Annotated in this window: 12 protein-coding genes; 3 read left to right on the forward strand and 9 right to left on the reverse strand. The window is 55.3% G+C overall.

Features of this window, described 5'->3' with window-relative positions; genetic code table 11:
- Window positions 1-139 precede the first annotated feature (139 nt).
- Genes AC13D2_RS03825 through AC13D2_RS03835 form a run of 3 tightly spaced genes read left to right on the forward strand, consistent with a single transcriptional unit; the run spans window position 140 to window position 5,212 of the window.
- A complete protein-coding gene (locus AC13D2_RS03825) occupies window positions 140-2,257 on the forward strand; it encodes a TonB-dependent receptor plug domain-containing protein (RefSeq protein ID WP_367190958.1) in 2,118 nt (705 codons plus the stop codon).
- A 35-nt stretch (window positions 2,258-2,292) separates the two neighbouring features.
- Window positions 2,293-3,276 (forward strand): ABC transporter substrate-binding protein, encoded by a 984-nt coding sequence (locus AC13D2_RS03830; RefSeq protein ID WP_292048133.1) that lies wholly within the window; start codon window positions 2,293-2,295, stop codon window positions 3,274-3,276.
- Window positions 3,269-5,212, forward strand: coding sequence for an ATP-binding protein (locus AC13D2_RS03835; protein WP_292048134.1), 1,944 nt, complete (start codon window positions 3,269-3,271; stop codon window positions 5,210-5,212). The genes AC13D2_RS03830 and AC13D2_RS03835 overlap by 8 nt, the downstream gene beginning before the upstream one ends.
- Window positions 5,213-5,239: 27 nt before the next feature.
- Here the strand turns inward: AC13D2_RS03835 and gorA are convergent, their stop codons facing one another.
- The 9 genes from gorA to gspG all read right to left on the reverse strand — a co-directional run bounded on the left by gorA (window position 5,240) and on the right by gspG (window position 12,360).
- A complete protein-coding gene (gene gorA / locus AC13D2_RS03840; protein WP_292048135.1) occupies window positions 5,240-6,601 on the reverse strand; it encodes a glutathione-disulfide reductase in 1,362 nt (453 codons plus the stop codon).
- 33 nt (window positions 6,602-6,634) lie between these two features.
- Window positions 6,635-7,300, reverse strand: a complete 666-nt coding sequence (locus AC13D2_RS03845; protein WP_292048136.1) for a GNAT family N-acetyltransferase — start codon at window positions 7,298-7,300, stop codon at window positions 6,635-6,637.
- A 22-nt stretch (window positions 7,301-7,322) separates the two neighbouring features.
- Window positions 7,323-7,853 (reverse strand): type II secretion system protein M, encoded by a 531-nt coding sequence (locus tag AC13D2_RS03850; protein ID WP_292048137.1) that lies wholly within the window; start codon window positions 7,851-7,853, stop codon window positions 7,323-7,325.
- 4 nt (window positions 7,854-7,857) lie between these two features.
- On the reverse strand, window positions 7,858-9,162 hold the full coding sequence (gene gspL, locus AC13D2_RS03855; RefSeq protein ID WP_300496287.1) for a type II secretion system protein GspL: 1,305 nt from the start codon (window positions 9,160-9,162) through the stop codon (window positions 7,858-7,860).
- A gap of 77 nt (window positions 9,163-9,239) precedes the next feature.
- Window positions 9,240-10,253: a type II secretion system minor pseudopilin GspK gene (gene gspK / locus AC13D2_RS03860; RefSeq protein ID WP_300496285.1), complete on the reverse strand. Its 1,014-nt coding sequence runs from the start codon at window positions 10,251-10,253 to the stop codon at window positions 9,240-9,242.
- Entirely contained in the window at window positions 10,246-11,016 is a 771-nt protein-coding gene (gene gspJ, locus AC13D2_RS03865) for a type II secretion system minor pseudopilin GspJ (protein ID WP_292048142.1), read from the reverse strand. The genes gspK and gspJ overlap by 8 nt, the downstream gene beginning before the upstream one ends.
- On the reverse strand, window positions 11,016-11,390 hold the full coding sequence (gspI, locus tag AC13D2_RS03870; RefSeq protein WP_292048143.1) for a type II secretion system minor pseudopilin GspI: 375 nt from the start codon (window positions 11,388-11,390) through the stop codon (window positions 11,016-11,018). Before gspI ends, gspJ begins: the two co-directional genes overlap by 1 nt.
- Complete coding sequence (gene gspH, locus AC13D2_RS03875) at window positions 11,387-11,941, reverse strand: type II secretion system minor pseudopilin GspH (protein ID WP_292048145.1); 555 nt, start codon at window positions 11,939-11,941, stop codon at window positions 11,387-11,389. The genes gspI and gspH overlap by 4 nt, the downstream gene beginning before the upstream one ends.
- Entirely contained in the window at window positions 11,923-12,360 is a 438-nt protein-coding gene (gene gspG, locus AC13D2_RS03880) for a type II secretion system major pseudopilin GspG (protein WP_292048146.1), read from the reverse strand. Before gspG ends, gspH begins: the two co-directional genes overlap by 19 nt.
- Window positions 12,361-12,396 lie beyond the last annotated feature (36 nt).

Below are 12,396 nucleotides of genomic sequence, written 5' to 3' on the forward strand. Positions count from 1 at the left end.
GGTCACATAGGATATAAAAAAGCGTTCACCATAAAAAATCCCACACTCGGCAAAGTATAAAACGACACTCATGCCAGTTACGACCTATCTCATTAAATTTCCGGGGCTTGTTCGCCCTGATACTTATCGCAGTCGCCTGATGTCGGTGTTTGCAGGCACCTTCATCGCCGTTGTTCCGGTGGTAGCGGCGGAAAGCGACGACCAAATCTTCGAGCTGGCAGCGCTTGGCGATTCACCGGACGCCTTTGAAATGGATTCCAGAATTCCAGAAGTACTGACCACAACCCGTCTCAGGCAACCGAAGTCACGTGTGCCCGGCACGACCACCATCATCACCGGCGAAATGATCCGGGATCTCGGTATCATGAACCTGGTGGAAGTATTTCGCCTGGTCCCTGGCATGACTGTAGCCGAGGTTGGGAGCAACAGTCCGGTAACTAGCTACCACGGTACTGTACATTATGAGCAGCGCCGACTGCAGGTTCAGGTTGATGGCCGTACGTCGTACCGCCCTAACCTGTCCGACATGGACTGGAATACCATGCCGGTTCCCCTGGAGCTCATAGAACGAATCGAGGTCAGCCGTGGCCCAAACAGCGCCGCGTACGGCATCAATGCCTTCCTCGGAACCATCAACATCATCACCCGTGCACCAGAGGATACGGCCGGCATCGAAGCCCGCGCCATTACCGGTTCCAGAGGCTATAAAAGGGTGTTTGGTTCCGCCGGCAACGCCTCTGGCGACTACAACTGGCGCCTCGCCTACGAGAAACGCAAGTCTGACGGCTTTGATGAGCAGGTAGACGATGACATCTACTATCCCTTTCATGATGGCTACGACATCAACACCTTTACGTACGACAGCAGTTTATTCCTGAATAGCCAGTACAGTTTGGACTTGCGCGGCGGTGTGGTGGATGGCGTTGACGAAGAGGACCAGATCAAGAACGGAAAACTCGGCGCCGATGACCACCCTGACATCATTGTCGACGACTATTATCTACAAACCCGCCTGAACGTGACGACCTCCGAAAACCATTTCTACCATGTTCAGGCCAGCTTCCAGAACTATGATCGCCGGCAGCGCTGGAGCATCTGCATTCCCGGGGATACCTTTGACAACATTCTTCAGGGAAACAGCTTTGATCTTGAGCCCTGCACCGCCAACGAAGTAGACCCTTTCAGGGCAAACTTGAATGAAGACATCGAGGAATCCCGTCTGGAGTTCGAAATTCAGGATACCCTGTTGTTCAACCCGGACCTCAAACTGGTATCAGGTCTTGGTTATCGTAAGGACACTTATCGATCTGAAACCTATTTCAATGGCCGCGGTAACAACTATCAGTCGCAGGTTTTTGCGAACCTTGAGTATTCCCCTTTACGTTGGCTTACGTTGAACGCTGGCGGCAATTGGGAAAAAACCACAACCACGGACGAAGGCTATTTTTCTCCCAGGGTGGCCGCCAACTTCATCCTGGCCAACAACCACACGCTCCGATTTGTCTACTCCGAGGCGGTACGCACACCGGATGCGTTCGAACAGAATCCGGACTGGTCCTATCGCCCCAGGAATGTTCAGCCACCATACGCCTCTCTTGAAGGGCAACGATTCCTGGTGGGTAACCTGGTCGACCCCGCCACCTCGACGTATGGCAAAACACTTGAAGAAGAGCGCATAATATCCCGGGAAATAAGCTATTTTGGCCAGTACTATCTGGACAGTTCCACTTTTTCACTGGAAGTTCGTTATTTCAACGACAAGCTTCGAGACATGATCAGCGGCATCATCAACGAAGAAGACTGGACCATCGACAACAATGTCGCACTCGATCAGAAAGGCTTTGAGGTAGAGGCGTCATTGGACTTTCCCGGTACAAAGCTGAGGATGAGCTATGCTTATCTGGATCAGGATGGCCGCTATACCGGTGCCAATGATCGCGATGCCGGTGACAAACAATACGCCATTGACCTGTTGGGGCGGTTGTCGGTCCGGCATTCAGGAAGTTTTGCGTGGATACAGGACCTGCCTTTTAATCTGACCTCATCAGCGGCGTTCTATTTTGCCGATGAGTTCAGGCGGTCCCAGTTCGAGCGTCTGGATCTGAGATTGGCGAGGCACATTTTCGAAACCGGCTATAGTTATGAGTTTGCCGTTACCATGCAACACTACCTTGACCAAGATACGACAGATCTGAGCCCTGATAACATCATTAGGGATCATAACCAGTTCTTCGCTGAAGCTGGTGTAAGATTCTAAAGGCACCACTCGGACGATACCCGACCCTGGATGGTATGAAATCAACGTACAACACCAAAGTGGGGAAAGAACCAAGTGGCCATGCCAGGCGCGCGTTGGGCGGCGCCGTGCTGACACTGCTTGCCGTCTTGTCGGTGTCTTTTCAGCCTGCTTACGCGCAACCCACTTCAGCTTCCCAGGTGTATCTGGTCGGTTCCGAGAACTCGGCTCTAAACCGCCGCATGCTCACCCTGCTTGAGGAGGCGCTGGGCAGTGCTGTCAATATTCGCTCCTTCGACAGCGGTCAGACGTCTCAGGACAATACCACACCAGTTATCGCGCTCGGACCAAAGGCTTTCTCACGGGTCAGGCAGGAAAACCGTCATGTGCCTATCCTGGCTTTGCTTGTGGATCAATCGTTTATTGACGGATATGCTGAGCGCTCCGAGGGCTCGGTTTCCGGCATACTTTACAATCCCCCGCTGATCAGACAGGCCATTGCTGGACAGGTAATTCTACCCCATGCCACCCGGGTGGCAATGCTTGCCCGTCCCGAAACCGTCGAGCTCTACGACCCCCTACTCGACAAACTCCCAACCTACGGGCTCCAGGCGCGGGTATTTGTCGTCGGCTCCGACAACGACCTGATACCAACGCTGATTCATGCTCTGGACTACGGTGACTTTATTCTGGCCGCGCCGGACAGCGGTATATACAACCCACGAACGATCAAGCATATCCTGCTGACGGCCTACCGTCGTAACCGGATTGTTATCGGCCCGAGCCAGGCCTATGTTAAAGCGGGATCACTGGCGTCGACCTATACACCTTTAACCGAGATTGCCAAACTGGCGGCTGAATACATAGAACAATACCGCCTCGACGGCCAGTTCCCCCCGCCCGCCTATCCCAATGTTTTCAGAATCGAGCTTAACGGCCAGGTTGCGCGTTCACTGAACATTCCGCTGCCCGATCGTGAGGAAATTGTCGAGTCTGTCAGCGAGCGGCTTGCCGGTTCCAAGGAGGTGTCTGATGATTAAGCGTATGGGCAGGCCTATCTCCCTCACGCGGAAGCTGTTGCTACTGGGTGCCGCACCGGCGTTCGTCATGTTCATCGTGCTGATGGTGTTCTTTACGTCTGCTCGGCTCGACGACGCCCGCAAGGATCTGGCTGATAGCAGTCAAATGCTTGCTGACAGCCTTGCACCAGCGGTCGAATATGCCGTCGTTTCAGGGAACACGGCCGCCCTTGAGCAGATTCTGTCGCAATCACTGCGGCGCAGCCGGGCTCAATGGATAAGCGTCTCCAACGTGGTGGGCGACGAGGTCGGATTCGTCTCTGCGGAAGACCCAGGCAATATCAGTACTGAGGACACCTTCGACGTTTTTGAATCGGAGATACTGCAACAACCGCTTGACCTCGGAGAATACCGCCAGACTGAATGGTTCGAACCAAACTACGGGTTCGGGTCGGGAGCGCTTCGTGTGGGTACGATTCAGGTCGGTGTCAACAAAGCCCAACTCGCTGCACGCCAGCAAGACATCCTTTGGACATCATTGGCGGTTGGATTTTCGCTGCTGTTATTTACGCTCTTAATAGTCAATCATTCACTGAACAGCATCGTCTCACCTATCCACGGCCTATCCCGTCGGGTTGCAAAACTGACCAATCGCGAATACGAAGAAGTTGAGGTTGGCCTTACAGGTACCACCCGGGAAACCCAAGAACTGGAGAAGAGCCTGAACGCCCTCTCCAGGCACCTTCGAAATCTCAAAGCATCCAGGGATGAAACTCTGGCTTCCTCTGAAAAAGCCCGTGAACGCTCGGAAATGGCGAATCGAGCCAAATCCGAGTTTCTTGCCACTATGAGCCATGAGTTACGGACACCGCTCAATGGTGTTCTGGGGATGATCGAACTTGTGACCGATGAAGCCCTGAGCGCGCGACAGAAAGACTATCTCCAGACAGCGCGGCAGTCCACCGAGGATTTGCTGACGGTTATTAATGACATACTGGACTATTCCCATATTGACCGCGGTACGCTGGAACTGGATAACCGCGAATTCGACCTAAAAGAACTCATCACCAACTGCACCGCAAGCTACCGTCATGTGGCGGAGCAGCAGGGTTTGGTCCTGTCCACCATATTCACGGGAGATTGGCCGGACCATCTGGTAGTACTCGGTGACGCTCCGCGCCTGCGTCAGATTCTGGCGGGCCTTATCGATAATGCCATCAAATTCACAGGCGACGGTTTCATCGAAGTTCAGGCTGGCTTTTTCGCCGTTGAAGAGAACTGTCTGGTGCTCAACTGCACTGTCAGCGACTCCGGATGCGGCATTCCGGTTGAGCGGATTCAAGACATCTTTAACTCCTTTGAGCAACTCGATACCGGTGATTCACGTCGTTACGGCGGCACCGGCATGGGGCTCTCGCTGGTCCAGAGACTGGTGGAACTGATGGGAGGCCACGTTAAAGTTCAAACGGACATTGGCAAAGGATCACAGTTCCGCTTTGAACTACCCTTTGAACTGGCGACCCAGGAAGATCACTTGGAACAGGCAGAAAAGGCTCCCATCGAAGCTGGCAGTGAGCAAGCCCGCGCTTTGGTCGTGGAGGACAACATGGTGAACCAGAGGGTCGCCACCGCTTTGCTTAAACGGCTAGGCTTTGAAACAGATACTGCTGCCAATGGTGAGGAGGCGCTGCAACTTGTCCAGACCAACCACTCAGGCTACGACGTTATCCTGATGGACTGCCAGATGCCAGTAATGGACGGCTATGAAACAACCCGCTGTATCCGGGAATGGGAAAAGAGCAACGGCCAGGGCGGAACACCTATTATCGCGCTGACAGCCGACGTTCTTCCGGGAACCGAATCCAGCTGTCGAGAAGCGGGCATGAACGATTACCTGGCCAAGCCAGTAAGAAAAGAAAACCTGAGAGTGGTACTCAGCCGCTGGATACGGGTGTAACCAGCGGCCCTTCGTAAGACGGAAAGATTACGTGACGGGCTCACGCATGGTGACGAACTCTTCGGCGGAGGTCGGGTGGATACCGATGGTGCTGTCGAACTGCTCTTTGGTCGCGCCGGCTTTCAGGGCAACCGCTATCCCCTGGGTAATTTCCCCGGCATCGGGCCCAACCATATGAGCGCCCAGCACCCGGCCTGTGTCAGCGTCCACCACCAGTTTCATCAGTGACCGCTCATCCCGCCCACTCAAGGCATGTTTCATCGGTTTGAACTCCGACCGGTAGATACGGAGCTTATGCCCGGCTTCCCTTGCCTCCGCTTCCGTCAGGCCGACCGTTCCGATATTGGGCTGACAGAATACCGCCGTAGGAATGCTTGTATAGTCCATCTCGCCCTGGCCGTCTCCGAACAGTCGGCGAGAAAGCACCATACCCTGTGCCAGCGCCACCGGCGTCAGTTGGGGTGTGCCGATAACATCTCCGAGGGCTGTAATGGAGGGCACGGCTGTCTGAAAGTGATCGTCTACAACTACGTGGCCGGAGGCACTGAGCTGAACCCCAAGTGCCTCAAGCCCCAGGCCATCTACCAATGCACGGCGCCCGGTAGCCGCCATCACAAGACCAGTGTTCATACGGGAGCCATCGGTCAGGTCGACGTTGTAGTGGGTGTCCTCGCTCTCGATGGATTCGATATTGACGCCAAAGCGCAGGTCGACGCCCTTCTTGCGTATTTCCGCAGCAGTAAACTCTCGGATGTCGTCATCAAAGCCGCGAAGAAACAGATCCCCCCTATAAAGAAGTGTTGTCTTAACGCCAAGCCCGGCAAGAATACCGGCAAATTCTACCGCTATGTAACCACCGCCCCAGACCACTGCCTGCCTCGGCATTTGCGGCAGGTAAAACATCTCGTTCGAGGTAAGAACACATTCCTTGCCGGGTACATCCGGGACCACTGGCCAACTGCCGGTGGCAATGGTGATATGCTTCGCGGTATAGGACCGCTCTCCCACCACAACGGTGTGAGCGTCGGTCAGCGACGCGGTGCCTTCAATCACCGTAACGCCGGCATTGGCCAGCATACGCCCATAGATCCCGTTAAGACGTTCGATTTCTGCGTTCTTGTTGGCAACCAGTCTGGTCCAGTCAAAGCTCACCTGGTCGCCGGGAACGTTCCATCCATACCCCGCAGCGTCCTCAATGTCTTCTCCGGCGTGGGAACCATAGACAAACAATTTTTTGGGTACGCAACCCACATTGACGCAGGTCCCGCCCAGGTAGCGCGATTCAACCACGGCTACTCGAGCTCCCTTGGCTGCCGACATGCGCGCCAGTCTTACACCGCCGGAGCCGGCTCCCACAACAATAAGATCAAAATCCTGTCTGTCAGACACAGTATCTCCTGTCGTTATCGACAATCTGTTCGTTCAACCGGATACCGCCGCCTGTTCGTCGGGGCGGACCTCACGGAATAGTATGTGATCCTCAAAGCTCCCCAGGCGAATAGTGCCAAGGCTTCGGAACCCCTCTGACTCGTAGAACGGAAGGTATCGGCTGTTGCCCGTATCCAGGACAAGCCCGCTCCCCCGGGGATTTTCTGCGCAGAGCCGCTCAACCGTGGATAACAGCAATCGCCCATACCCCTTGTTTTGATAGTTCGGATTCACCCCCATCAACGGCAACTGGTGAGCCAGGGGCTGGGGTAGCATTTCCCGGATCCTCTCATGATAATCCAGGTAACGACGGGTGCAGGCAAACCCTGTGGTCAAAACCATACGAATGCGCCAACTGAGCTGCTCCGCGAGGTTCAGCCGAAGCTCCGGCTCGCCAATGAATGCAACGGCAACGAGGGTATCGTTCACCAACACACCCACCGCGTCCTGATTCAGACCAAAATAGAGGTCAATCAGTTCCCGCACCGTGGCCCGCACGCGCTGCTGATAGCCAGGCCGACGATGATCAAACAGGTACTGGAACGTCGGTTCATCCCGGTACGCATGGACTAATATGGAAATCGCCTCATTTCGGGCACTTCCGTCGAGTCGAACAATGACTGGCTCCTGGCTATTCTTGTTCTGCGTGCCGTCACTCATTACATGTTCTCCAGTGTCTGCCTCAAATCGTTAACGTCAGACGTACGGATACGATCCCTGGATCGTTCTGTCGGTCCATGGATGCTTGATCTATTTGAACACCGTGGCTAGTGTTCAGGCGTTCAAGCCAGCTGGCCACCTCAGTGAATGGTGCACCCTCGAGCCAGACCCGAATGGCGTTCTCACCGCTGGGCTCGAAGCGCTGAAGCGAAAGGCCCGATTCGCTGGCACTACGCGTCACCAGCGCCATAAGTGCTCTACCGTCTACCGGCGTATCAGAACCTGCGCCTCCCTGAGACGAACTGGCACTGGACAGACGCTCCAATGACTGACGATTAGCCTCAAGCCACGCCAACAGTTCAGTGGCACGCTCCCTCGACTCGACAGCTTCGGCGTGGAAATCCGTAGCGGGGCGCCAAATCCCAAAATAGAGAATACCGAGGAGAACGGCCACCGCAAGAACCGACAGAGCCTGCTGGTCCCTGCGAGGCAACTGGTCATACTGGGCGATGAGCTTTCCGACGGCTGGCTGCTCCTTGATCCTGTTTAACATGCCATTATCCTCCCGAAACCGTCAGGCGACCGCGGGCGCCATCGGATTCATTAACCACCGAGCCGATCTTCGCTTCCAACCCCCGACTGGTCAGGCCGTTTCTCAGGGTGCTGAGCTTGTCATAGCTGTCCGCCCGCACATCTACCACAAGTTCCCCGCGATTCCGGCTGTAGTTAACCGAATTGAAATTGACAGCGCGTGAATCGGGAATCTTCGAATACTGTTCACCCGTGTACTTCATCAACGTTATAAAACCGGCGTCTGGGCCCTCTGCCTGAAGTTGGCGCATCTGCCCTTCAACAACCCGGCGTACGTTTCCTGCATGGGTCCTGGTATCTCCCGGGAAGGCTTCACGATAAACCGCCATCGCCTGTCCGCGGATCTCGTCGGCTTGCTGCTGATGATAGAAGCCCATGCCTACTTCCACGCCAATCTGGATCATAAACCATACACAGGCCACGGCAACAAGCGGTTTCCACGCGCCCAACACACTCGATTTATCCGAGCGGATGCTATAGGCTCCCTGGCACAGGTTGATCGGTTGGCAAAGGTGATGATGGTGGGAATGTGCCAGCAGTTCCAGCGGCATCAATTCAAGCGTTTCCTCGCGGACCGTCAAGCGCCCCGATGATTTCAACTCGCTCAGGTCAGACTGCTGACGCTCAAACTCCTGCTCAGTGCCGTAGACCGTGACCGGCACCTCGGCAACTACCTCATCAGAAGGAGGGAGCGCGAGCGTCTGAGCGAACATCGCCAGGTTACGCGCATGTACGCTGAGCCATTCCCCTTGGTCACTTGATAGCATGGCGGAATCGCCATCTAAACATACCGACCAACCACCTTCAGTTACCGGCAGTAAGCTGGAATCCGGGTAGATCGCATCCAATTTAAGGTGATCCCACCCACTGAACATCACCACCCATTCTGCCATTTGACCATGGTCTATAGCGGCCACCCGAAAACCTTTCTCCGTTCGGTTGCCAAGGGCCAGATGAACGTTTTCGATATCCTGGGCAACCTGTTCCTCAACCGCATAGGGCAGTGCCTGATGAACAAATCGCGTTTGTTTGGCAGGAATATCAGCTACGCAAAACAACGCTTCGTCGCCGGGGATGAGACCCACCAACAGGACGTTTTCGAGGTCATTCTGGGTCAGAGTCTGCTCGATGGTGTCTCGTGAATCCGCTGTTCCCCGGGCCTGGGCATCTCCACTGGCATCCACCAGCACCCAATTGTACAACTGGGCTTCCGGGTTGGCGTCGAGGTCCGCGAACGGTGGCCGCGGCCTGACGTAGAGGCGATAGGACATTCTGAACAGTTTCCTTTTTCGAAACCCTCTCGGGGTTATCGGTTCTTTTTGTGACGATATTGCGGCTCCGGACTTCCCTATTCCTCGGAAACGCTGAACGGTTCTTTGGTAATGCGATTCTTTTGCCCGATGTCACGAGAAACGGTCTGCATCTCGCCTTCCGGGCTTCGATAAACCGTGCTGACCAGGTTGGCAACCCGGTTATCGTAAGTAATACGCGACACCACTTCAAAAAAACGAGTCTGCAGGCCCAGGCCGGTTGACTTGAGGCCAAGGCCAGCGAACTCCGGTAACGCCAGGAAGTCCTGTACGTTCTCGAAGCGCTCCTCCAAACGTCTCTCAAGAATAGCGGCTGCCTGCGCCTGTGTCAGTTCCTCGTGAAGGGACCTGAGTACCGGGGCCGTCGCGGTATTCACATTGATGCCCAAGCCGGTCACAGGTAACGCCGATACGTGAGGCCTTAATCCCCGGTAGGCTTCCTCGGTCATACCATCGATCATGCGGAGTTCGGAGACATCGACAAAGGGCTGGTTGCCGGCCCGGTAAGCCGGATCCTCAGACAGGTACCGCCCGTCCTCCGCTCCATTGGCGCTGACGGTCTGGTCGTTCGGATCGATCCAGTCGATCAGCGCATCGACTTTGACCCTGGTGATGTCAAGAACCAGGAGCAAACGGGCTATACGATCACGAACAATAGGGTCGACCTGTCCGTTGGCACTCACCAGATCATTGAGGTTGATTCTGCCGCCGAGATCATCAACTTGAATTTCAACCACGCCATTATCATCGAGAGGGAGGATGGCGGCATTCTTGGCCCAGAACTCATCCAGGCTGTCCACCATAAGGTTGTTTTCCTTATCGTCCTCAAAGTCCCGTACCAGAATCTGGCGGGCGAAAGCTTCCGCCCCCAGGGCGACGCTGTGCCCCTGCTGTTGGGCAAGGTAGTGACTGGCGCGGAACACCCGCACGCTTTGCTGCTGCGTCATGCCTGTGGCCAACATGACCACCAGTGCCATGGCGAGGAGTACCATGATCAACGCCACTCCGCCCTGAGAATTAGCCGGTCTTCCGTTGAATGGACGTTTACCCACCAACTGCTCCTGTTTCGGAAGAGTTCTGGTCCTGTTGCTGGTCATCGTCCTGATCATCCGCGGCGTCGTTGACGCTGTTCACCACACCCTGGGCAACGTCATTATCAAAATCAGGAAGCGTAAAGGTCCTTACCAGCTCACCAAAGCGTTCGTGCTCTATGGTGACCTCAATACCCAACGGTAAGGGAATGTCGGGGCGCGTACCCGGCGTCGTGTTGGCCATACTCTCTTCGTCAGGCCATTCATCCCGCCAGTTTCGCTGGTCATCGAGAAAGCGGACGGTGAAGTCGGTGACATTGGAAAGCAGAAGAAGGTCCTGGCTGTTGTCTTCCTGGCCCCTGTCGACGGTTACCCAGTACCGTCGGCGCAATTCGTCCCCGGTGTATTCCCAGCCAACCCGTTGCAGACTGCTGCGTCGGGTTCCAAGCGGATTGCGCCATCCCTGGCGGGTGAGAATCAATGAAAATTCCTCCTCACGGCTGGTCAGTGCGGGACGAAAATCGCCGTATATGTCGCGGGCGGACCGGTTCACCACCTGGGTAATATCCCGGTCCAGCAAGAGCATGGTGCGTTGAATGTCATCAAACTGTTCCGCGACTTCGTTGACCCGATCCCTGGACGAGACCACATTGCCCAGCACCTGCCATACCCCGAGGCCGATAACAGCGGTGATGGTCACCGCGATCAGCACTTCCATCAGGGTAAAGCCCGCTTGAGCGGAAGGATGCGACCGGTGTTGAGAAACGATCATGGGGGCCGACATCAGTTCTCACCAATAAATGCAGACAACGTGTGAATCGGGGCGGGCTCGGTTCTGTTGCCACGGTATTGCGCTACCGTTACCTCAACCCTAAGAATGGACGGGTCCTCTGTGGCAAGGACAGCGGTCGTTACCTGCCATCGATAGGACCCATATTCGATGTCGTCCGAGTTCTCTGAAATAGAGGGAAGGTTTTCCTGAAGCCGGATTTCGTTGATGCGATTGTCCGCCACCCAGCCAGCCAGGGTTTTGTCGCGAATTCGCTCATAACTGGAAATATACTGACTGCCAACCTCAGCGGCCGCGGTCGCAATCAGGCCAAACACCAGCAGAGCCACCAGGACCTCAATCAGTGTATAACCGCGCTGGCCCTTCATTCTTCCTCGGCCTCCTCGCTCCCGGGATGGCGCCATTCCAGGGGAGAAACACCATCAGACGCAATGGTGTGCATCCTGGAATCGTCACGGCCAACGAGGAACTCCAGCTCAAAGAGCGTGGTTTCACCGCTGGAGAAAAACACCACATCCGGCCTCAGTTCGTCTTCCTCAGACGCCAGGCGGGGGGTATCGCTTTCTATGTATTCGGTCACTGTGATCCATTCCGGAAAGCTCCGTGTCCGGAACATTCGCTCGGCGGGTTGCTTCCATTCGCCACTCAACTCTTCCCAGGCGACAAAACGATAGCTCTCATCCTCGAGGATCAGGCCCAACTCAGTATTGTTCAGTATTGACTGCTCTGAGGCAGTCTGCATCAGCAGGTAGAGCTCGCGTACTTCATTTTCCATCTCGCGATCACGCGAGCTGCCACCCATCGACATGACGGCAAGCGCCGCGAGCAGTCCAACCACCACCAGGACAACGAGTATTTCGATCAGTGTAAAGCCCGACTGTCGCGTCCTGGAGAGCACGATCAGTCCCTGACCTTCCATACACTGATGTCGGCGTTGTCATCGTCACCGCCTTCCCGGCCGTCCGCACCATAGGAATACAGGTCATAGGGGCCTTCCCTGCCTGGATTAACATATTGGTATGGCGCGCCCCAGGGGTCTTCAGGAACGCTGTTCAGATACCCTTCTGGATTCCAGTTTCTTGGCTCGGGGCTGCCGCTGGGTTTGGACACCAGTGCCTCAAGGCCCTGCTGGGTTGACGGGTAATGACTGTTATCGAGACGGTAGAGATCCAGCGCGTTTGCGATGTTGCTCATCTGTGTTTCGGCAACCGTCACTCGGGCCTGGTCACTTCGCCCCATGATATTGGGCGCCACAATGGCTACCAGCAAGCCCAGAATAACCATGACCACCATGATTTCGATCAGGGTGAAACCCCGTTGTGCCACTTGATGTTTCATTGTTTCACTCTTCATCTGTTCCTATCTCTGGGTTTG

Source organism: Marinobacter sp. B-12 (genome assembly GCF_056857915.1).

Excerpts from the sequence above, each read along its gene's own strand:
- AC13D2_RS03845 (WP_292048136.1), bottom strand. The coding sequence starts at position 7,300 with ATGAGTGACGGCACGCAGAACAAGAATAGCCAGGAGCCAGTCATTGTT.
- gspJ (WP_292048142.1), bottom strand. The coding sequence starts at position 11,016 with ATGTCGGCCCCCATGATCGTTTCTCAACACCGGTCGCATCCTTCCGCT.
- gspI (WP_292048143.1), bottom strand. The coding sequence starts at position 11,390 with ATGAAGGGCCAGCGCGGTTATACACTGATTGAGGTCCTGGTGGCTCTG.
- AC13D2_RS03850 (WP_292048137.1), bottom strand. The coding sequence starts at position 7,853 with ATGTTAAACAGGATCAAGGAGCAGCCAGCCGTCGGAAAGCTCATCGCC.
- gspG (WP_292048146.1), bottom strand. The coding sequence starts at position 12,360 with ATGAAACATCAAGTGGCACAACGGGGTTTCACCCTGATCGAAATCATG.
- gspH (WP_292048145.1), bottom strand. The coding sequence starts at position 11,941 with ATGGAAGGTCAGGGACTGATCGTGCTCTCCAGGACGCGACAGTCGGGC.
- AC13D2_RS03825 (WP_367190958.1), top strand. The coding sequence starts at position 140 with ATGTCGGTGTTTGCAGGCACCTTCATCGCCGTTGTTCCGGTGGTAGCG.
- AC13D2_RS03835 (WP_292048134.1), top strand. The coding sequence starts at position 3,269 with ATGATTAAGCGTATGGGCAGGCCTATCTCCCTCACGCGGAAGCTGTTG.
- gspL (WP_300496287.1), bottom strand. The coding sequence starts at position 9,162 with ATGTCCTATCGCCTCTACGTCAGGCCGCGGCCACCGTTCGCGGACCTC.
- AC13D2_RS03830 (WP_292048133.1), top strand. The coding sequence starts at position 2,293 with ATGAAATCAACGTACAACACCAAAGTGGGGAAAGAACCAAGTGGCCAT.